At 43.4% G+C, this 20,176-nt stretch carries 22 protein-coding genes and 1 rRNA gene; 18 read left to right on the top strand and 5 right to left on the bottom strand.

The window, feature by feature from the left end:
* Positions 1-2 precede the first annotated feature (2 nt).
* On the bottom strand, positions 3-671 hold the full coding sequence (locus tag F9802_RS18710; protein WP_152154627.1) for an SDR family NAD(P)-dependent oxidoreductase: 669 nt from the start codon (positions 669-671) through the stop codon (positions 3-5).
* A 29-nt stretch (positions 672-700) separates the two neighbouring features.
* On the opposite strand from F9802_RS18710, the gene F9802_RS18705 reads away from it, so the two are divergent.
* Both F9802_RS18705 and F9802_RS18700 read left to right on the top strand, forming a co-directional pair.
* Complete coding sequence (locus F9802_RS18705; protein WP_152154626.1) at positions 701-1,060, top strand: YfhH family protein; 360 nt, start codon at positions 701-703, stop codon at positions 1,058-1,060.
* Positions 1,061-1,089: 29 nt separating this feature from the next.
* A complete protein-coding gene (locus F9802_RS18700) occupies positions 1,090-1,359 on the top strand; it encodes a YfhJ family protein (protein WP_152154625.1) in 270 nt (89 codons plus the stop codon).
* 30 nt (positions 1,360-1,389) lie between these two features.
* Here the strand turns inward: F9802_RS18700 and F9802_RS18695 are convergent, their stop codons facing one another.
* Entirely contained in the window at positions 1,390-2,376 is a 987-nt protein-coding gene (locus F9802_RS18695) for a metal-dependent hydrolase (RefSeq protein WP_152154624.1), read from the bottom strand.
* Positions 2,377-2,476: 100 nt separating this feature from the next.
* Here F9802_RS18695 and mutY point away from each other — a divergent pair, with 100 nt between their 5' ends.
* From mutY to F9802_RS18645, 10 genes are all read left to right on the top strand, one after another.
* Positions 2,477-3,577, top strand: coding sequence for an A/G-specific adenine glycosylase (gene mutY / locus F9802_RS18690; protein WP_152154623.1), 1,101 nt, complete (start codon positions 2,477-2,479; stop codon positions 3,575-3,577).
* Positions 3,578-3,654: 77 nt separating this feature from the next.
* The gene (fabL, locus tag F9802_RS18685; RefSeq protein WP_152154622.1) at positions 3,655-4,404 is read left to right on the top strand and encodes an enoyl-[acyl-carrier-protein] reductase FabL; all 750 of its coding nucleotides are present in this window, start codon (positions 3,655-3,657) and stop codon (positions 4,402-4,404) included.
* 67 nt (positions 4,405-4,471) lie between these two features.
* Positions 4,472-4,684, top strand: coding sequence for a gamma-type small acid-soluble spore protein (locus F9802_RS18680; RefSeq protein WP_191992046.1), 213 nt, complete (start codon positions 4,472-4,474; stop codon positions 4,682-4,684).
* Positions 4,685-4,939: 255 nt separating this feature from the next.
* Positions 4,940-5,470: a nucleoside tri-diphosphate phosphatase gene (gene ntdP / locus F9802_RS18675; RefSeq protein ID WP_152154620.1), complete on the top strand. Its 531-nt coding sequence runs from the start codon at positions 4,940-4,942 to the stop codon at positions 5,468-5,470.
* A 77-nt stretch (positions 5,471-5,547) separates the two neighbouring features.
* Entirely contained in the window at positions 5,548-7,296 is a 1,749-nt protein-coding gene (locus tag F9802_RS18670) for an ABC transporter ATP-binding protein (RefSeq protein ID WP_152154619.1), read from the top strand.
* Positions 7,297-7,453: 157 nt separating this feature from the next.
* Positions 7,454-8,443 (top strand): ABC transporter ATP-binding protein, encoded by a 990-nt coding sequence (locus F9802_RS18665; RefSeq protein WP_152154618.1) that lies wholly within the window; start codon positions 7,454-7,456, stop codon positions 8,441-8,443.
* Entirely contained in the window at positions 8,440-9,408 is a 969-nt protein-coding gene (locus tag F9802_RS18660; RefSeq protein WP_152154617.1) for an ABC transporter ATP-binding protein, read from the top strand. Before F9802_RS18665 ends, F9802_RS18660 begins: the two co-directional genes overlap by 4 nt.
* A gap of 41 nt (positions 9,409-9,449) precedes the next feature.
* Positions 9,450-11,048 carry an ABC transporter substrate-binding protein gene (locus F9802_RS18655; protein WP_152154616.1) on the top strand — a complete coding sequence of 533 codons (1,599 nt, stop codon included), beginning with the start codon at positions 9,450-9,452 and terminating at the stop codon, positions 11,046-11,048.
* A gap of 92 nt (positions 11,049-11,140) precedes the next feature.
* Positions 11,141-12,145, top strand: a complete 1,005-nt coding sequence (locus F9802_RS18650) for an ABC transporter permease (protein WP_152154615.1) — start codon at positions 11,141-11,143, stop codon at positions 12,143-12,145.
* Between the two features lie 14 nt (positions 12,146-12,159).
* A complete protein-coding gene (locus tag F9802_RS18645) occupies positions 12,160-13,074 on the top strand; it encodes an ABC transporter permease (RefSeq protein WP_152154614.1) in 915 nt (304 codons plus the stop codon).
* Between the two features lie 216 nt (positions 13,075-13,290).
* Here F9802_RS18645 and F9802_RS18640 read toward each other — a convergent pair whose 3' ends face one another.
* Positions 13,291-14,370, bottom strand: a complete 1,080-nt coding sequence (locus F9802_RS18640; RefSeq protein ID WP_152154613.1) for an FUSC family protein — start codon at positions 14,368-14,370, stop codon at positions 13,291-13,293.
* A 53-nt stretch (positions 14,371-14,423) separates the two neighbouring features.
* Positions 14,424-15,713, bottom strand: coding sequence for a glutamate-1-semialdehyde 2,1-aminomutase (locus tag F9802_RS18635; protein ID WP_152154612.1), 1,290 nt, complete (start codon positions 15,711-15,713; stop codon positions 14,424-14,426).
* 138 nt (positions 15,714-15,851) lie between these two features.
* On the opposite strand from F9802_RS18635, the gene F9802_RS18630 reads away from it, so the two are divergent.
* From F9802_RS18630 to perR, 4 genes are all read left to right on the top strand, one after another.
* Positions 15,852-16,253, top strand: a complete 402-nt coding sequence (locus F9802_RS18630; RefSeq protein WP_152154611.1) for a potassium channel family protein — start codon at positions 15,852-15,854, stop codon at positions 16,251-16,253.
* Between the two features lie 104 nt (positions 16,254-16,357).
* A complete protein-coding gene (gene bcp, locus F9802_RS18625; RefSeq protein WP_152154610.1) occupies positions 16,358-16,828 on the top strand; it encodes a thioredoxin-dependent thiol peroxidase in 471 nt (156 codons plus the stop codon).
* Between the two features lie 25 nt (positions 16,829-16,853).
* Positions 16,854-17,801: a D-2-hydroxyacid dehydrogenase gene (locus F9802_RS18620; RefSeq protein ID WP_152154609.1), complete on the top strand. Its 948-nt coding sequence runs from the start codon at positions 16,854-16,856 to the stop codon at positions 17,799-17,801.
* Positions 17,802-17,940: 139 nt separating this feature from the next.
* Positions 17,941-18,393, top strand: coding sequence for a peroxide-responsive transcriptional repressor PerR (perR, locus tag F9802_RS18615; RefSeq protein WP_152154608.1), 453 nt, complete (start codon positions 17,941-17,943; stop codon positions 18,391-18,393).
* A gap of 35 nt (positions 18,394-18,428) precedes the next feature.
* Here the strand turns inward: perR and F9802_RS18610 are convergent, their stop codons facing one another.
* Positions 18,429-18,779 carry a YgzB family protein gene (locus F9802_RS18610; protein ID WP_152154607.1) on the bottom strand — a complete coding sequence of 117 codons (351 nt, stop codon included), beginning with the start codon at positions 18,777-18,779 and terminating at the stop codon, positions 18,429-18,431.
* Positions 18,780-18,937: 158 nt separating this feature from the next.
* On the opposite strand from F9802_RS18610, the gene F9802_RS18605 reads away from it, so the two are divergent.
* Positions 18,938-19,807 (top strand): nucleotidyltransferase-like protein, encoded by an 870-nt coding sequence (locus F9802_RS18605; protein WP_152154606.1) that lies wholly within the window; start codon positions 18,938-18,940, stop codon positions 19,805-19,807.
* A gap of 253 nt (positions 19,808-20,060) precedes the next feature.
* Positions 20,061-20,176, top strand: a 16S ribosomal RNA gene (locus F9802_RS18600); the annotation flags it as partial.

Here is a 20,176-nt window from a genome sequence, read left to right as displayed (position 1 = left end):
CATTACGTTTCAATAATAATTTCTAATTTTTCTTCTGCTTCCTCAACGATTTTTTCAGCGATTTTTATAGGAAGCGGCAGTCCCGACGGATCTTTTACGTAATCAGAGTCGTCCCAAAAAGGAGTATTCATACCGCCCATATAAGCGGCCACAAAGCGCAGACTGCTGTCTTCAAATTCTTTTTGAAGGCTTTCTGTAAAACCGCGCAATGCAAATTTACTGGCGCAATAAATGGCTTCGTGCTTCTTCCCGCGCAGTCCGGCTGTAGAGATAATGTTGATCACCATGCCGGATTCTTTCAACAGCGGCAGAAAAGCTTTCGTCATTAAAATGGGAGCATAGACGTTCGTGGCAAATGTCGTTTCGATGTCTGCCAGGCTGACAGCAGGAAAGGGACCGAAAATTCCTACTCCGGCGTTATTAATTAAAAGGTCAATTTTTTTTTCGTCTGCCTGAAACTTATCAGCTAATTTATCCGCAGCATCTGCCTGCTGTAGATCAAGCGGGTAAATTGTTGCTTCACCGCCAGCTGCTTCAATGTCTCTTCTGGCTTCAGTCAACTTGTCAGCATTGCGGCCGATTAAGTGAATATGGAAACCTTTTTGGCTATAAATGTTAGCGAGTTCTTTTCCGAGTCCGGAAGCACCGCCAGTAATTAAACAATTTTTCAAGGGAACCATCCTTTCTGCTTTCTTATTCGATGCTATTTCACTATACTGAAGGAAAAAAGGGTGTGCAACTATTGGAAACAGAGAAGCGCTACAGTGACATGACAGAGTTTGAATTGCAGCAGGAAATCGGAAGGCTGAAAGAAAAAGCACGTAAAGCAGAACAGCTCGGCATCGTAAATGAATTTGCCGTTTTAGAAAGAAAAGCCTTAATGGCAGAAGCGTATTTAATGAATCCTGATGATTTTACTCCCGGAAAAATGTATGAGATTAAAGGAGATCCCGGCACGTATTTTAAGATTGATTATATGAACGGTGTCTTTGCCTGGGGCTGCCGAATTGACGGCGATGGCAAAGAAGAAGGATTGCCAATTTCAATGCTGCAACTTTAATCATAAATAAATGAAAAAGGGCGGATACGATGGAAGAAACCTTTGAACGGCTGACAAACCTTTTACTAAGCAAAAATGAAAGTTTATCGCATGCTCGGGCCCGAACGTGGGTCGAGCTTTTGTGGGAAGATTTCGAAGCGACTTACGCAAAAGCCGGCTATGACTATCAAGGCAAAGCAATGACTGAAAAAGTCGTCCGGCAATGGCTCGAAAACTACGGAAGCCGGCTCCATGAATTTGCCGGCCGCAACCCGAAATACAGTCACCTGCTCAATGATGAAAATGATTTGACCCATTAATAAAGCCCGCCGATCGGCGGGTTTTTGTTTTTAATTAGATTCAGGGACAAATGTGAGTTTTTTTCGCAGCTTTTCTTCACTGAAGATCCAGCCGGTGTATGAGCCGATTATGTTGTAGTCAAGATCGAGCTGGACAACGGCAACAAAAGGGTAATAACCGTTGTTGCGGTAGCGAAGGTCAATAAATTTTACTTCAAAACAGTCGTTATACTCAGCCAATTCCCACCGGTACACAGGGGAAAAGTGAAGAAAGGCTGCCAGGTTGGCATTTTTTTTCGCTGCCTGAAACAGATCCGTATCGGGTACTTTTACCCGTTTGTATTTATCAAGAATCGTCACTGAGCGCTTGTAGCCGCGGGCAACGTAAAAGTGAGTTGGCGATTTAACGGCAATTCTCCACAAGTGGAATCGCATCGTAGGCGCAATAATAATTTCTTCTGAATCCGGTATCAGTCTTCTAACAGAGTTTCTAATTGCACCTTGCATTTGAAAACGCAGTATATAGTACCCAATTAAAATTAAGTATATGACGATAAAGGTGTAGCCGGGATGGAAATCCATAATCCATAGCACAAGTCCGACCGCATGCATAAAGAAAATGAACGGATCGAATGTATTAATCACTCCAAGAGCAACCCACCTGGATGAAAAAGGGCGAAGCGCCTGGGTGCCGTATGCGTTAAAAATATCAACGAATACATGGAGGAACACGGCAAACTGTGTCCACAGCCATAAATGAAGCAAATTGCTTCCCGGGAATAACAAGTAAATCACACCAGTAATGAGCAAAGGCCATAAAAGGACGGCTGGTATAGAGTGTGTCGCTCCCCGATGATTGCGTATATAGACAGCATTGTTCCGAAGCTTTAAAATTGTATCTATGTCAGGGGCTTGCGAACCGATGACAACCGCAGACATAACTGCATATTTTGTCATTGGCTCCGCGGCAACGGCAGGATCAAGCGTCGCCAGTCCTCCCAGCGCAAATCCCATTACAATATGAGTTCCAGTATCCAAATGCGTACCTCCTTTTACAGGATGTGGATGGCAGTCGTTTTAGTTCTACTTTTTATTATTCCCTGTCTGGCTTTAATTTTAACATTAACGGAGGTATGATGTGAATTTTCCATCGCTTAATAACATAGAAAAAGTAAACACAGCGCAATTTCAACGTGATTTACTTAACTGGTACGAAGAAGAAAAGCGTGATTTACCGTGGAGAAAAGATCAAGATCCCTATAAAATATGGGTGTCGGAAATCATGCTGCAGCAAACGAGGGTAGATACAGTCATCCCGTATTTTGAACGCTTTATTGATCAGTTTCCAACGATCGAAACGCTGGCAGAAGCAGAAGAGGAAGCTGTGCTGAAAGCGTGGGAAGGTCTTGGGTATTATTCGCGGGTGCGCAATTTACAGGCAGCTGTCCGCGAAGTACATGAACAGTATGGCGGGCAAGTGCCAAATACGAAAGAGGAAATTTCTTCTTTAAAAGGAGTGGGACCCTATACGAGCGGTGCCATCTTAAGCATTGCTTACGGGATTGCCGAGCCAGCTGTTGACGGCAATGTAATGCGCGTAATCTCCCGCATTCTTTCTATTTGGGAAGATATCGCAAAAGCTTCTTCTAGAAAAGTTTTTGAAGAAGCCATCCGGCAAATGATTTCAAAAGAAGATCCTTCCTCATTCAACCAGGCGTTAATGGAACTAGGCGCTTTAATTTGCACGCCCACTTCGCCGTCTTGCCTTCTGTGCCCGGTGCGGGAGCATTGCGGCGCTTTTCATGAAGGAGCCGTACTTGAACTGCCGGTCAAAACGAAAAAGAAAAATATGCGGCATGTTCATTTGGCAGCAGCTGTTCTTACAACAGAGAAAGATGAAGTCATCATTCAAAAGCGGCCGGAAAGCGGATTGCTTGCGAACCTTTGGGAATTTCCGAATACAGAGCTAAGCGGCATGGGAAACCCTAAAGTCGAATTGGAGCTTTTTTTAAAGAATGAATACGGACTTGATGTCAGTTTAGAGCCCGAGTCATTCGCAAAAATCCAGCACGTGTTTTCTCATTTAACGTGGGACATTGATGTGTATAAAGGAAGCATACCCGCTGACAGGCCCCAAAAAGAAAGAAGCCTGCTCGTGCAAGCGGGGGAGGTAGAGGAGTACGCCTTTTCCGTTTCCCATCAGAAGATCTGGAAAAAAGCGAGAGGTGGGAAAAAGTAATACCTTTTATTCGTTTATTGTTTGTTCATTGAAGAGAAAGTACAATTTAATTGAACAATACGAAAGGGGAAATATGAATGGAACAAAAAGTGGCATTAGTAACCGGCAGCAGCCGCGGCGTTGGCAAGCAAATTGCCCTCGAACTGGCTAAGAACGGGTATGACATCGTAATCAATTATGCGCGGAGTAAAACAGCTGCGCTTGAAACAGCAGAAGAAATCAAGCAATTGGGCCGAAAAGCACTAGTAGTTAAGGCTAACGTCGGTGACGTGGAAAAAGTGAGAGCGATGTTTGCGGAAATAAAGGAAACATTTGGACGGCTCGATGTTTTAATTAATAACGCTGCTTCCGGTGTGCAACGGCCGATTATGGAGCTGGAAGAAAAGCATTGGGACTGGACGATGGACATTAACAGCAAAGCCCTATTGTTTTGTTCTCAAGAGGCAGCCCGGCTCATGGCAAAAACAGGCGGCGGCAGCATCGTCAGCATCAGTTCATTAGGTGCGATCCGCTATTTGAAAAATTACACGGCAGTTGGTGTGTCTAAAGCGGCCGTTGAAGCGCTGACAAGATATTTGTCGGTAGAACTTGCTGAAAAAAACATTGTAGTCAATGCCGTTTCAGGCGGAGCGATTGATACGGAAGCACTGAAACACTTTCCTAACCGCGAGGAAATATTGGAAGATGCGAGAGTGAATACACCTGCAGGAAGGATTGTCCACATAGAAGACATCGTACATACAGTGATGTTTTTAATTTCAGAAGGTGCTTACATGATTCGGGGCCAAACGATCATCGTTGATGGCGGACGCTCGCTGTTAGTTTGAAAATTTTCAAAAGGCGGGATAATTTTTTTCCTCCCGGGGCAAATTAGTTCTTGTGGAGGTGATAATGATGAGAAATCAACCAAACAACAAACAAAAAACAGCTGCAGGTACTGATGTAAATGAAGTAAGACAACGTAACGCTGCTTCTGCTGCGGGACAAGGCGCACAGCAAAATGCTGCTTTTGGTACGGAGTTTGGGGCTGAAACAGATGCCCAGCAAGTAAGACAACAAAACGCTCAAGCTGAAGCTCGTAAAAACAAGGCTTCCAGAAACAGCTAAGGCTCTCGTTTCAACAATTGCCAACACAAAGGAAGAGGCTGTCGCGGATGACAGCCTCTTTTCTTATTTCCTATATGCTCAACGTTCGCCATGTGTCTGGGATGCCGGCAGCATCTTCGCTCTTTTCTTCTCTCCCATCTCTTTTGTTTCAATTTCAAGTTTAAATCGTTATAATAGTGGAATATAAACGTTTTATTTGTATTCATATAGGAAAAAGTAAAGGCAAATAGCTTGGAATGAAAGTAGGGGGAAATTATGGCGATTCCCACAGAAGGTGAATCCATCCAAATCCATAGTTACAAGCATGATGGGCATATTCATCGTGTTTGGGAAGAGACCATAGTCTTGAAAGGAACGAATAACCTTGTGATCGGCGGCAACGACCACACGATTGTCACAGAATCGGATGGACGGACATGGGTTACAAGGGAGCCGGCTATCTGTTATTTCCACGCTAGGCAGTGGTTTAATGTGATTGGCATGCTGAGAACAGATGGCATCTATTATTATTGTAATATTAGTTCTCCATTCGTATATGATCAGGAAGCGCTCAAATATATTGACTATGATCTCGATGTGAAAGTGTTTCCGGATATGTCTTATATTTTGCTGGATGAGGATGAGTATGAACAGCACAGCAGAAGAATGAACTACCCGGAAGTTATCGATAAAATTTTAAGGCGAAATGTTGATCATTTGATTCATTTAATCCGCCAGCGGCAAGGGCCGTTTTCGCCAAATTTTATTGATAAATGGTATGGAAAGTATTTGACGCACCGACGCTGACATCTCGATAGAAAGAGACGGCGCCTGTTGAGTTTTCAACAGGTTTTTTCTTATTTAAAACAAAAGGGGGAAGCAGATTGAATGTAATAAAACGCTATATGGAATTTGTTAAACCGTACAGGTGGCAAATTATTGGTACGCTGATGATCGGCATTATAAAATTTGGCATTCCGCTGTTGATTCCTATTTTAATTAAGTATGTCATTGATGACATCATCGGAAGCGGCGTGATGACAACGGCGCAAAAACAAGAAAAGCTGCTCATCGTTATTGGCGGCATGCTCGTTTTGTTTGCCGTTTTGCGTCCGCCGATTGAATATTATCGGCAATATTTTGCTCAATGGACCGGCAGCAAAATTCTTTATGATATACGTGACCGTTTATTTTCTCATATTCAAAAGCTCAGCTTTAAATATTATGCAAATACACGGGCCGGGGAAATTATCTCGCGAATTATTAATGATGTGGAACAAACGAAAAACTTCGTAATCACCGGGCTGATGAACGTCTGGCTTGACGGTGCGACCATCGTTATTGCGGTTATTATCATGTCGACGATGGATGTGAAATTAACGATCGTGTCGCTCATTGTTTTTCCTTTTTATGCATTGTCTGTCCGCTATTTTTTTGGCAATTTGCGCAAGTTGACGAGAGTCCGTTCCCAGGCGCTCGCAGAAGTGCAGAGCTATTTGCATGAGCGAGTACAGGGGATGTCTGTCATTAAAAGCTTTGCGATTGAAGACTATGAACAGACTCAATTTGAAGCGCAAAATATAAACTTTTTAACGAAAGCGCTCGACCACACGAGGTGGAACGCAAAAGCGTTTGCAGTTGTGAATACGATTACAGACATTGCTCCGCTTCTCGTAATTGGGTATGCCGGGTATCAAGTCATCCACGGCCAATTAACAGTTGGAACGATGGCGGCTTTTATTGCTTATATTGACCGGTTATACAGTCCGTTGCGCAGACTTGTCAACTCTTCGACGACGATGACGCAGGCGATCGCCTCTATGGACCGGGTGTTCGAACTGCTCGATGAATCATACGATGTGACAGATAAAAAAGGCGCTATTGGCATTAAGGAAGTGAAAGGGCATATATTATTTGATCGCATCAGTTTCGCTTATGATAACAAGGAAGAAGAAGTGCTCCGTGATATTCAGCTTGACGTGAAAGCAGGAGAGACAGTGGCGCTTGTTGGCATGAGCGGCGGTGGTAAATCTTCGCTTGTCGGCTTGATTCCGCGTTTTTATGATGTAACAGCCGGCCGGATTTTACTGGATGGTACGGATATTCGCGAATTTAAGGTTCGCAGTTTAAGAGATCAAATCGGGATGGTGCTTCAGGACAATATATTATTTAGTGAATCGGTTAAGATGAATATTTTACTCGGAAAGCCGAATGCAACGGAAGAAGAAGTGATCGCAGCTGCAAAAGCAGCGAATGCCCATGATTTTATCATGAATCTTCCTCAAGGGTACGATACGAAGGTGGGCGAAAGAGGCGTGAAGCTGTCCGGCGGCCAGAAGCAGCGGGTAGCGATCGCCCGGGTGTTTTTAAAAAATCCGCCGATTCTCATATTGGATGAAGCTACGTCTGCTTTGGATTTGGAGAGCGAACACTTAATTCAAGGAGCAATGGAAAAACTGGCGAAAGACCGGACCACTTTTATTGTAGCGCATCGTTTATCTACGATTACTCATGCCGATCGCATTGTCTTAATTGAGCATGGTCAAATAGTGGAAAGCGGCACGCATGATGAATTAATGAACAAAAAAGGTGGATATCACCGTCTTTTCCAAGTGCAGCAACTAGATAATTAAGTGAAGCCTGAAGGCCTATTCTTCAGGCTTTTTTATATTTAAATAATATTTTCTGAAAAATTGAATAGACATTCAATTTATAAATTGTTACAATATTTTTAAAATTAGGTAAATAAAAAGTGTGATAATCAACATAGGGTTGGAAGGGGGATAAGGTATGGTTACTCCTGTGCTGGATGTAAAAAAGTTAAAAACTTCATTTTTTACTGATGATGGACTGCTGACAGTAGTGAATGAAGTAAGTTTCCACATAAATGCGGGGGAGGTTCTTGGCATAGTCGGTGAATCAGGATGCGGAAAAAGCGTCACCTCTTTATCGGTTATGGGTCTCGTGCCTGCTTTAACAAGCAAGGTAGAAGGGGAGATTTTATACAAAGGGGAGAACTTGGCTCAAGCTTCCGAAAAGCGGATGCGCCAAGTGCGCGGCAATGAAATCGCGATGATCTTCCAGGAGCCGATGACGAGTTTGAATCCATTATTTACAATAGGCAGCCAACTAATGGAAGCCATTCGCTTGCATAATAAAAAATTATCCAAAAAAGAGGCAAAACAGCAAGCTGTTACCATGTTGAAAAAAGTCGGGCTGCCTCGTGCAGATGAGCTCATAAACGAATATCCGCATCAATTATCGGGAGGGATGAGGCAGCGCGTCATGATTGCGATGGCGATGATTTGTAACCCGCAAATACTGATTGCGGACGAGCCGACAACTGCTTTGGATGTAACGATTCAGGCACAAATTTTGGAATTAATGAAGAAATTGAATGAAGAAACAGATACAGCGATTTTAATGATTACTCATGACCTCGGTGTTGTAGCTGAAATTTGTCAGCGGGTTGTCGTTATGTATGCCGGAAAAGTAGTAGAAGAAGGCACGGTGGAATCTATTTTTAAAAAACCGTCCCATCCTTACACGAAAGGCTTGATTCAATCCGTTCCGGACATGCGCCAGAAAAAAGAGCGGCTGTTTTCGATACCGGGCAATGTGCCAAAGCCGGGGAGTTTGCCTATCGGCTGCCAATTTGCTCCGCGCTGCAGCTACGCCCATGAGAAATGTCTGAAAGAAACGCCATATTTGAAAGCGCTGTCAATTGAACAAAAAGTCCGCTGCTGGCTGTATGAAGATGAAAAGGAGTCTATCGTATGACAGAGGCTTTATTAAAGGTGGAAAACTTAAAAAAATCTTTTCCAATCCACGGCGGTTTGTTTGGACGCCAAGTAGGCGAAGTGAAAGCTGTGGACGATATTTCTTTTTTTATAAAAAAAGGTGAAACACTCGGTCTTGTTGGTGAAAGTGGCTGTGGCAAATCAACGACCGGCCGCATGCTTCTCCGGCTGCTTGAACCGACGGAAGGAACAATCCATTTCGATGGACAGGACTTGACGAAGCTGTCAAAGGAAGCGATGAGAAAGATGCGCAAAGAAATCCAAATGGTATTCCAGGATCCATTTGCTTCGCTGAATCCACGGCATACAGTGGAGAAAATCCTTGAAGAGCCGCTTATTGTTCATGGAGTGAAGGATAAAGGGGTACGTAAAAAGCGCGTCCGCGAACTGCTGGAAACAGTCGGATTGAACAGCTGGCATGCGAAGCGCTATCCGCATCAGTTTTCGGGCGGACAGCGGCAGCGCATCGGCATTGCGAGGGCGCTTGCGGTCCATCCGAAGCTGATCATCGCCGATGAACCCGTCTCTGCTCTTGATGTATCGATTCAAGCACAAGTATTAAATCTGCTGCAGGATTTGCAAAAAGAATTCGGGCTCACTTATTTATTCATTGCCCATGACCTGGGTGTTGTGCGCCATATTAGCGACCGCGTCGGTGTCATGTATTTAGGGCAAATGATGGAGCTTGCGGACAGTGAATCTCTGTATGAATCACCGAAACATCCGTATACGGAGGCGTTGCTGTCAGCTGTGCCGATCCCGGATGTTGATTCTAAACAAGAAAGGATCGTTCTTAAAGGAGACGTGCCGAGTCCGGCGAACGCGCCGGCAGGCTGTCCGTTCCATGCGCGCTGCCCGAAAGGAATGGAAGTATGTGCTTCTGTCCGGCCGGCCTTTAAGGAAGTGGAACGAGGTCATTACGCTGCTTGTCATTTATATGACTGACAGCCGTAATTATAAATTTAGAGATATGAGGGGGAAGGGAAATGAAGAAAAGGATTCTGGGCATGTTGTCACTTCTGTTAGTGCTGTCTATGGCGCTGATTGGCTGTTCATCAAACTCAACGAATGGAGGAGGCGGTAACTCAGAGGGCGGCGGAACATTGATTTATGGCCGCGGTGGAGATGCAGTCAAGCTTGATCCAGCTGTTGTTACAGATGGGGAATCATTAATTATAGCTGAACAAGTGTTTGAAACTCTCGTAAACTTTGATAAAGAAACGACGGATATTGTCCCGGGCCTTGCGAAGAAATGGGACATTTCTGAAGATGGTTTAACTTATACTTTTGAACTTGAAGAAGGTGTCAAGTTCCATGACGGCACGGATTTCAATGCAGAAGCAGTTGTTAAAAATGTAGAAAGATGGCTGACGAGCAATGATGAAGCAACATTTGCTTACTTTGCTTCTCAATTCGGCGGCTTTAAAGGCAGTGAAACCGCGATCATTAAAGAAGTAAAAGCTGATGGAGAAAATAAAGTTGTCTTTACACTTAACAAACCGCAAGCTCCATTTTTAAAGAACTTGGCGATGTCGCCATTCGCTATTTCCAGCCCGGCAGCGATTGAAAAACATGGGGACAAATACGGTGAAAATCCGGTTGGAACAGGTCCATTTAAGTTTGAAAGCTGGAAACGCAACGATACTATCACTCTAGTAAAAAATGAAGAATATCGACAAAAAGACGAACCGAAAGTCGATAAACTGATTTTTAAAGTAATCGCGGATAACTCCGCCCGTTTAAATGCATTAATTAAAGGAGAAGTTGATTTAATTGACGGTTTAAATCCGAGTGATGCTGCCAAAGTAAAAGGTGACAAAAATCTGCAGTTGTTCGAACGACCTTCTATGAACGTTGGCTATCTTGGCTTTAACGTAGAAAAAGAGCCGTTCAACAATCCGAAAGTCCGCCAGGCATTAAATCACGCAGTGAATAAAGAAGCTTTAATTGAAAACTTCTACGAAGGTACAGCAAAACCGGCGAAAAATCCAATGCCGCCGACTCTTAACGGCTACAATGATGAAGTGAAAGATTATGAATTTGATCTTGAAAAAGCGAAAAAACTGTTAGCAGAAGCCGGCTACAAAGATGGGTTTAAAGTAGATCTATGGGCAATGCCAGTACCGCGTCCATACATGCCAAACGGACAAAAAGTGGCGGAAGCAATGCAGGCTGATTTCGAAAAAATCGGTGTAGAAGCGAACATTGTGACAATGGAATGGGCGACTTACCTTGAAAAGGTACAGGCAGGTGAATCTGCGCTGTTCATGCTTGGGTGGACAGGTGACAATGGAGATGCTGATAACTTCCTGTACACGCTTCTTGACAAAGACGCGATTGGTTCCAACAACTACTCCCGCTATGCAAACGAAGAAGTGCATAAGCTTCTATTAGAGGCTCAATCAGAAACAGATGAAGCGAAGCGTGCAGAATTGTATAAAAAAGCACAAGAAATTATCCATGTGGACGCTCCTTGGGTTCCACTGGCCCACTCCACGCCATTGCTGGCAGGTAAAAGTACAATTGAAGGCTTTTTCCCGCATCCGACAGGTTCACAGCCAATGGGTGACGTTTCGATTAAATAATGTATGGAGGGGGAGCGGGCAAAGCTCCCCCTTATATTTCGGCTGAAAAGCAACTTATTCAACGAAACTAATTACAGAAAGCAGGTGAGCATATGTTTGCTTACACGATCCGGCGTCTGTCGATGCTCATTCCGGTTTTACTGGGCATGGCACTGATTGTCTTTTCACTCATACATGCGATCCCCGGCAACCCGGCGCAAATTTTACTTGGACAGCAGGCTTCACCGGAAGCGGTAGCTGCTCTTACGAAAGAAATGGGCCTGGATCAGCCATTATACATTCAATTTGTTGAGTACTTAAAAAGTCTGGTAACGGGTGATCTCGGTGATTCATTAAGAACGAGAAGTCCGATTACTGAAGAAGTTTGGCCCTATTTGGCTGCCACCATTGAACTCGCCCTGTTTGCGATGGTGATCGCTGTATTTATTGGAGTAAATGCAGGCATTCTCTCCGCGTGGTTTCAAAACTCCTGGTTTGATTATTTATTGATGGTCGCAGCTTTAATTGGTGTATCCATGCCGATTTTTTGGCTCGGTTTAATGGAGCAGTATATTTTTTCTATTAAACTTGATTTGCTGCCGACGACTGGACGTGACAACATCCGGGATCCAGTAACAGCCATCACTCATTTATACTTACTTGATACTCTCATGCAAGGAAGGTTCGATCAGTTTATTGAAGTGATTAGGCATTTAATTTTGCCAGGGGTGGCCCTCGCTACGATTCCAATGGCGATCATCGCCAGAATTACCCGCTCCAGCATGCTCGAAGTGATGCGTTCTGATTACATTCGAACAGCGAGAGCAAAAGGCATGGGCATGTTGAAAGTAGTGTACAAGCATTCTTTAAGAAATGCGTTCATTCCTATTTTAACGATCATCGGTTTGCAAATGGGCCTGCTGTTAGGCGGCGCCATTTTAACTGAAACGATCTTTGGCTGGCCGGGAATCGGCAACTACATTTATGGCGCCATCCAATTCCGTGATTATCCGGTGATTCAGTCAGGCATTCTCATTGTTGCCGCCATTTTTGTTTGTATCAATCTCATCGTGGATCTGTTGTATGCTGCAATTGATCCACGGATTAAATATCGTTAAAGGAGGACGTTTATATGGCAGAAATTGCAGAGCAAACTCAGTTGCCTCCTGCCGGACCTGAATTTAATTTGAACGAGGAAGAAAAAATCATTTCACCTTGGGTGGATGTGTGGCGAAGATTTCGCAAAAATAAAGCCGCTTTATTTGGCGCCGGTCTTGTTTCTTTCTTTATCCTATTAGCCATTTTTGCTGATTTTATTGCTCCGTACGGCTTTAAAGAAACAGTGTTGTCGGACAAGCACTTGCCGCCTTCGTCTAAGCACTGGTTCGGAACTGATGAATTCGGCCGCGACATCTTCAGCCGTGTCGTCTATGGTGCCCGCATTTCATTGTGGGTAGGATTTGTTTCGGTAGCCGGTTCGGTTATTGTCGGCTCGGGTCTCGGTATTATTGCCGGTTATTACGGCAGGTGGGTCGATACGATCATTTCCCGTCTCTTTGATATTTTGCTTGCGTTTCCAAGCATTCTACTAGCAATCGCTGTCGTAGCCATGCTTGGACCGTCTTTGCAAAATGCGTTAATCGCGATTGCCATCATTAACGTGCCAACATTTGGCCGGCTCGTACGTTCCAAAGTGCTGACGATTAAGGAAGAAGAATATATTACAGCTGCCAAAGCCATCGGCATGAAAGATGGCCGGATCTTGCTTCATCACATTTTGCCGAACAGTCTTGCACCTATAATCGTTCAAGGCACTTTAGCTATTGCCACGGCGATTATTGAAGCGGCGGCACTCGGATTCCTTGGGATGGGGGCTCAGCCGCCGACGCCGGAATGGGGCAAAATGCTTGCGGACTCGAAAGACTTTATTATGCAGGCGCCCTGGACAGTCTTTTTCCCGGGTATTGCGATTATGCTGACGGTGCTCGGTTTTAACTTAATGGGGGACGGCTTGCGGGATGCGCTTGATCCACGGATGAAAAGCTGATCGCCACAAATAAGAAAACTTATCTCAAAATTTGTTGTATTATCGGGAGACGTGCACATTGCGGCGGCAATCACGCATAAACTGGGCGCGGGCTTGTAGAAGTACATTCAGCTCGTGCACGATGTCTAGCGGCCGGTGCATAAGTCAGTTTTTCGTGCGTATTTAGAAAAAGAGGAAAGCCCACAAGTCAGTTATTCACCGACTTGTGGGCTTCCCTTATTCGTCTTCCTGAAATTCAGGAAGCTCATCTTCAGGATGGAATTTCGAAAAGCTTGTAATCAATTGATCAAGGTGCTCCAAGTTTTCGCCGTATTCCAATACGGAGGAAAGAATATGAAGCAAATGAATAGAGGAAGTGGCTTCATCTGACGTACCGGATTTGATTTCAGCGGTAAATAAAGACATGAATTCTTCCCGGTCGACCCAAAGCTCGAATACCTCCTCCATTTCCGTAGTTGATTTTACTTTGCCTATGAACCGCAGAAGTAAATGTTCGTGGAAGCTCATTAATGAATCAAGATAATCAACGAGAGTCTTTTGAAGTTCAGGTGTTAAGTGAGACAGTTCGTTTTCAAACTGATTCATTCTCCGCAAAATATCGTAGCTGCGGCGAGTGGATAAAATCATTTTGCGGTACAAGACCATCTTTCGTTTTTTAGACGTAATGTTTCTTTTCAGCGTGCTGCGTTCTTCTTTATACATTAAGTAAAGGTTATCAATGTTAATGAGCCGCTCGCGAATTTTGCTGATGTCTTTTTTCAAAACGTGGTAATCCGTTCCGTTTCGCAAGCTTAAGCGAATCCATTTTAACGTATCCTCGGTCACATGATTGATTTGTCCGAAAAGCTTCGTTTCATACTTTGGAGGCAGGAAAATAAGGTTCACAATGGATGCCGACAACACACCGATCATAACGGTTAAAAAACGGATGGAGGCAAATTGGATAAAGTGTTCGTTTTGGACTTCCATGATGACCATTAAGGTAACAAGAGCGAGACCGATTGACTGTTCCAGACGTAAGTAGAGCATTAAGATGATCGCAACGATAGCTGCCAGACCGACAATTAAAATATGGTTTCCGAACAAAAGTACAAATGAAATGGCCACAACAGCCCCGATGACATTTGCCTGCAAATGCTGGATAAACGTTAAATAGGAACGATAAATAGTGGGCTGGATTGCGAATACCGCGGCAATGCCTGCGAACACCGGAGTGGGCAGGCCAAGCAAGGTAGAAACGAATAAAGCAAGCACAATGGCTATGCCAGTTTTAAAAATTCGCGCGCCTAGCTTCATAAGTAAAATGTTTCCCTTCTCATTTAAAGTCTATTAAACGAAAATTATACCACTTAACTCAATTGAGAAAAAGCGTAATCCACTGCCCGCAAAGTTTTCTCGACATCTTCATCTGTATGCTCTGTTGTTAAAAACCATGCTTCATATTTTGAAGGAGCGAGGTGTATTCCTTGAGAGAGCATTAGTTTAAAGAAGCGGCCGAACATTTCGCCGTCTGTTGCTTCCGCTTGTTCATAATTAACGACGGTTTCTTTCGTGAAGTAAATCGTCAACGCTCCTTTTAAACGATTGACCGTAATAGGTGTATTATATTTCTTGGCTGATTGTAAAATGCCTTCTTCGAGAATAGCACCAAGGCGATCAAGTTCTTCGTATATACCTTCTTTTTGCAGGACTTCAAGACATGCTATTCCCGCAAGCATAGACGCCGGATTTCCCGCCATCGTTCCGGCCTGATAAGCAGGGCCGAGCGGAGCCACTTCTTCCATAATCTCTTTACGTCCGCCGTAAGCACCGATCGGCAGGCCGCCCCCAATAATTTTCCCCATTGCTGTTAAATCGGGAGTGATGCCTAACAAGTCCTGGGCGCCCCCGTACATAAAGCGGAAGCCAGTGATAACCTCATCAAAAATGAGCAGTGCGCCTGCTTCGTTCGTTAATTTTTTTACTTCATCCAAAAAGCTTGCTTTCGGTTCAACGATGCCGAAGTTGCCGACAATTGGCTCAATCAGGACAGCGGCAATTTCATCTCCCCATTTTTCAAGTGCTTCTTTCAGTGGTTCCGTTTCATTAAAAGGCACCGTAATCACTTCCTGGGCGATGCTTCTTGGCACGCCGGCAGAATCAGGTGTGCCGAGTGTAGATGGCCCGGACCCTGCAGCTACGAGCACTAAATCGGAATGCCCGTGATAGCAGCCGGCGAATTTAATGATTTTGTCGCGTCCCGTGTAAGCGCGCGCCACACGAATCGTCGTCATCACAGCTTCTGTACCACTGTTGACGAAACGGACTTTTTCCATTCCTGGTACGGCATCTTTCAGCATTTTAGCAAATGTTACTTCATAAGACGTCGGGGTGCCGTACAGTACTCCGTTTTCGGCCGCTTTTTTGATAGCTTCTGTAATATGCGGGTGTGCATGACCTGTAATGATTGGCCCGTATGCAGCAAGATAATCGATGTATTTGTTGCCGTCTACATCCCAGAAATAAGCTCCCATTCCTCTTTCCATGGCAACGGGCGAGCCGCCGCCGACTGCTTTATAAGAACGTGAAGGACTGTTGACACCTCCGACAATATGGGTCAGCGCTTCTTCGTGTAAACGCTCAGAGTTAGTATGTTGCATGTATATGCCTCCTTGTGATAAGTACATTTACATTTTAGACTTGCCATGCCGTTTAATCAATGGAAGGCTATCAATCATAAACAGATGAGCGTCCGCGTATAAATGAATAAAAACGAACGGCGGTGGGGAGGCGGGGAAATGACTGCTATGATCTTTAGTGCGGTAGTGTTTTGTTTAACGATGAGCATGAAAGGAATGTTTGTCCCGGGTCAGCCACGGCACCGTTACTTGTCACTGCATTACTTTTTGTATTTTGGATGTTTATATTTAACGATGATGATCGGTTTTGCTCTTATCTATATGCTTTTACAAATAAACGGACATGCTGTTTGGGCGGGAGAGGGTGATAGCTACCTCTCTTTTTGGGACAGGTTCTTTACTTCGTTATATTTCAGTGGCATCACGCTCTTTTCTGTCGGGTATGGAGACATTGTACCTGAGGGAGCGGGGCGCTGGGTGGCGCTTGTCGAAGCATGGGCAGGCTATACGATTCCGACTGCCTTTGTTGTTCGCACGATGCTGGAAAAGGAAGCAGGCTGATTATTGTTTGCCATATTTTTTCGAATCCGCTACGCTATTAGTAAGATAATTCAGACGAATGAACTCTTGTTATTATCTTAATTTAAAGTAGAGGAGAGAAAAAAATGACTATAACAATAGGAGAAACTGCACCTGACTTTAAACTGACGGCGAACAATGGAGAAGAAGTGAGGTTATCCGATTACAAAGGGAAAAATATTGTGCTCTATTTTTATCCGAAAGATATGACGCCGGGATGTACAACCCAGGCGTGCGATTTTCGTGATCGGCACGCTCAATTCAGCGATACGAACACGGTCATATTGGGGGTAAGTATAGACCCGGTTGCCCGCCACGAGAAATTTATAGAAAAATATGATTTGCCTTTTTTGCTGTTGGCAGATGAAGAGCATGAAGTGTGCGAGCTTTACGGCGTCTGGAAGCTGAAAAAGAACTTTGGCAAAGAATACATGGGCATTGAACGCTCCACATTTGTCATTGATCCAAAAGGCAAGCTTGTGAAAGAGTGGAGAAAAGTGAAAGTAAAAGGCCATGTGGAAGAAGCGCTGCAATTCATAAAAGAAGAATTATCTTAAAGAAGAAAAGGGGAGGGGAAGAGAATTGAAAATCGTTTTTACTTTTCGACCGCCGCGGGCATTGCAGGCGCAATTAAGCGAAGCATTTCCTGAAAACGAGTTCAACTACTTTAAATCAGTGGAAGAAGCGGATAAGCTCAGTGAAGCCGAAATCGTTGTCACTTTCGGTGAAGATTTAACAGAGAAACATATTGAAAACTGCCCGAAATTGAAATGGATCATGGTGGCATCCGCCGGCATGGAAAAAATGCCGTTCGAGACAATCAAAGAAAAAGACATTTTAGTAACGAATGCAAGAGGCATACATAAAATTCCGATGGCCGAATTTACAATTGGCTACATGTTAAACCATGTGAAACGCTTCCCTGAGTTGCTGGATTTTCAAAAAGAAGAAACGTGGAACAAGCGGCTGTTAATCGGTGAACTTGCAGACAAACGCCTGCTCGTGCTTGGGACAGGTGCGATCGGAACAGAGATCGCCCGACTCGCTAAAGCTTTCCGAATGGAGACAGTTGGAGTGAACCGGAACGGGCATAAAAATGATCATTTTGATGAAATAAATAAAATGGATGAGCTGCTTATGGTACTTCCTGATGCAGATTTTATCGTTTCCATCTTGCCGAGTACAGAAGAAACAAGATTTTTACTGAAGGAAGAGCATTTCCAAGTGATGAAAGAAACAGCCGTCTTCATTAATATCGGCCGCGGTGATTTGCTGGAAGAATCGATCCTGATAGACGCGTTAAATAGCAATGAAATCGCCCATGCTTATCTTGATGTCTTTTTAGAAGAACCGCTGCCTGCGGAACACCCGCTTTGGAGCCAGGAAAGACTGACAATAACTCCCCACATTTCTAGTGTGACGAGCGAATACTTGCCGCGTGCAATGAAAATATTTGCACATAACTTGCAAGTGTATAAAGAGAATGGTTCTGATTACGAGAATAAAGTGGATTTGGATAAGGGATATTAATATCTAACAGAGAAAGAAAACTTTTATAGACAATTGACCTATAAAGGTTTTCTTTTTCATTGACAAAACGTATATAAAGTTAGTACACTAATTATAAAGATTACAATGTAATAATATTTTTTAGAAAGAAAAGAGGTGCATGACGGTGTCTCATGAGCATAATCATTTACAGGAAGCGCTGGATACGTTAAAGGAAACCGGAGTCCGGATTACTCCTCAGCGTCATGCGATACTTGAATTTTTAATTCAATCTATGACCCATCCAACAGCAGACGATATATACAAAGCACTCGAAGGGAAATTTCCCAATATGAGTGTAGCAACCGTTTACAACAATTTGCGAGTGTTCCGTGAAGTCGGGCTTGTAAAAGAGCTGACGTACGGTGATGCGTCCAGCCGATTTGACTTTGTGACGACAGAGCACTATCACGCTATTTGTGAAGACTGCGGAAAAATTGTTGATTTTCATTACCCGGGCTTAGATGAAGTAGAACAACTAGCATCGCATGTGACTGGATTTAAAGTCAGCCATCACCGGATGGAAGTATACGGAACTTGTCCGGAATGTACGATTAATAAAGAAGTTCATTAAAAAAGAATTGTTCGTTAAACGAACAATTCTTTTTTTTATTTTTTCTTTTGATTGTATTTTTCATCAAATTCTTTGCCTTCTAGATTTTGATCGAGTGTAAGAGGTTCCTTACAGTACATGCACATATCTACCCGGCCGAGCATTTTAGTCGGTTTTCCGCAGCTCGGACAGACGACTTGAACGGCTTTAGTGGAAAGCATACCGATCCAAAAATAAACGACTGTACTAGCGATAATCGACAGCAGGCCAAGCAGCATAAACAGCGTCATTAAAAAGGCAGATTGTCTGAAGAAAATCCCTGCATACATTATAATGAAACCAATAAAAATTAAACTAAGCGCAAATGTGCGAATTCGGTTAATTTTGCTTGAGTAACTTTTAGCCATATTCTTTAACCTCCCAACAATAGACTATATCATAATTTATAATGAAAAAAGCAGTAGAAGTATTTCAAATTTAAAAGTTTTAAAGGGGTTTTTTCTTTTTTTGTCGAAATAATGGGGATAGAACAATATAGAACAAACTTGTGCTTGGAGGAATTAATATGGAAGATATCCTTCGTCCACTTTATCAAGAACGGACAAGCCAGCAAAATACAATCGGTGTTATTGCAATAGAGAAAAAGGAAAATGACATATCTTTTACTGAAAGTTTTGATGTGATATTGCTCATTATAGTAAAAGAAGCGGAACCCTCCGTTTTTGTAAAGCATTATGTATATGGAGAGGAAAAGGCGGCGCTTTACATAGTCACAGAAGCACAGATAAAGGAATGGCTGCTGCTCGGCAGCAATAGAAAGTTTATCGAATGGCTTTACCATGGCCGGGTGTTGTTTGACCGAAATGAGTACGTACACGAAATGAAGCAGGAGATGAGGGAGTTTCCCTTCTTTGGCCGAAAAATAAAAATGGCAATCGAGTTTTCCAAACTAATCAGAAGATGTACAGACGGACGTGCTTTCTTTAATAACGGACATTATTTAGATGCTTATAATCACGTGATGCATTCTCTGCACCACCTCGCTCGTCTCGCAGTAATTGAAAATGGGTTTTATCCTGAAGTGACTGTCTGGCTCCAAGTGAAACAAATAGAACCTGAAATCTACAAATTATATGAAGAGTTATTAACGAGTGATGAAGATTTAGAAAAGCGTTTAGAACTTCTTTTCATTGCGAGTGACTTTTTAATTCATTCAAGAACAGAAAATGGGGCGGCTCACTTGCTTTCTATATTGAGGGAAAAAGATTCGTGGACATTCCAGAAACTTTTAAATCATCCCGAGATTAATTATTATGCAGTCGATTTAGGTGTGCTGCTGGAATATTTAATTGAAAAATCCTTTGTGGAAGAGCGGCGGATGGAAACGAAAGGGCAGGGGATTTACCATAGGCATTATCAAATTATAAATGATTAACACTTTTTTTAAAAAAGTGTTGACGTTTCTTGAAAGACTTGGTATATTAATAAGCGTCGCTGATGAAAACAACAAACAGCGGCGCACAACTTTTCGAAAAAAAGTTAAAAAACTATTTGACAAACAAGTTGTGTTGTGTTAAATTAATAAAGTCGCTGTTAAGGCGGGAAGAAATAATTGATCTTTGAAAACTGAACAAAATACATGCCAGTAAGTTAATTCTTATTTTTAAAACATGAGCAAGTCAAACATCTTTTTGGAGAGTTTGATCCTGGCTCAGGACGAACGCTGGCGGCGTGCCTAATACATGCAAGTCGAGCGGACTTGACTGGAGCTTGCTCCAGTTCAAGTTAGCGGCGGACGGGTGAG

It is taken from the genome of Bacillus aerolatus, from assembly GCF_009183655.1.
Classification (GTDB): domain Bacteria; phylum Bacillota; class Bacilli; order Bacillales; family Domibacillaceae; genus Pseudobacillus; species Pseudobacillus aerolatus.
This window is presented reverse-complemented; position numbering and strand designations above follow the sequence as displayed.

Bases quoted from the DNA above. Each gene is read 5' to 3' on its own strand.
- F9802_RS18705 (WP_152154626.1), top strand. From the start codon at position 701: ATGCTATTTCACTATACTGAAGGAAAAAAGGGTGTGCAACTATTGGAA.
- F9802_RS18700 (WP_152154625.1), top strand. From the start codon at position 1,090: ATGGAAGAAACCTTTGAACGGCTGACAAACCTTTTACTAAGCAAAAAT.
- fabL (WP_152154622.1), top strand. From the start codon at position 3,655: ATGGAACAAAAAGTGGCATTAGTAACCGGCAGCAGCCGCGGCGTTGGC.
- F9802_RS18680 (WP_191992046.1), top strand. From the start codon at position 4,472: ATGAGAAATCAACCAAACAACAAACAAAAAACAGCTGCAGGTACTGAT.
- ntdP (WP_152154620.1), top strand. From the start codon at position 4,940: ATGGCGATTCCCACAGAAGGTGAATCCATCCAAATCCATAGTTACAAG.
- F9802_RS18665 (WP_152154618.1), top strand. From the start codon at position 7,454: ATGGTTACTCCTGTGCTGGATGTAAAAAAGTTAAAAACTTCATTTTTT.
- F9802_RS18660 (WP_152154617.1), top strand. From the start codon at position 8,440: ATGACAGAGGCTTTATTAAAGGTGGAAAACTTAAAAAAATCTTTTCCA.
- F9802_RS18655 (WP_152154616.1), top strand. From the start codon at position 9,450: ATGAAGAAAAGGATTCTGGGCATGTTGTCACTTCTGTTAGTGCTGTCT.
- F9802_RS18650 (WP_152154615.1), top strand. From the start codon at position 11,141: ATGTTTGCTTACACGATCCGGCGTCTGTCGATGCTCATTCCGGTTTTA.
- F9802_RS18645 (WP_152154614.1), top strand. From the start codon at position 12,160: ATGGCAGAAATTGCAGAGCAAACTCAGTTGCCTCCTGCCGGACCTGAA.
- F9802_RS18640 (WP_152154613.1), bottom strand. From the start codon at position 14,370: ATGAAGCTAGGCGCGCGAATTTTTAAAACTGGCATAGCCATTGTGCTT.
- F9802_RS18635 (WP_152154612.1), bottom strand. From the start codon at position 15,713: ATGCAACATACTAACTCTGAGCGTTTACACGAAGAAGCGCTGACCCAT.
- F9802_RS18630 (WP_152154611.1), top strand. From the start codon at position 15,852: ATGACTGCTATGATCTTTAGTGCGGTAGTGTTTTGTTTAACGATGAGC.
- bcp (WP_152154610.1), top strand. From the start codon at position 16,358: ATGACTATAACAATAGGAGAAACTGCACCTGACTTTAAACTGACGGCG.
- perR (WP_152154608.1), top strand. From the start codon at position 17,941: ATGACGGTGTCTCATGAGCATAATCATTTACAGGAAGCGCTGGATACG.
- F9802_RS18610 (WP_152154607.1), bottom strand. From the start codon at position 18,779: ATGGCTAAAAGTTACTCAAGCAAAATTAACCGAATTCGCACATTTGCG.
- F9802_RS18605 (WP_152154606.1), top strand. From the start codon at position 18,938: ATGGAAGATATCCTTCGTCCACTTTATCAAGAACGGACAAGCCAGCAA.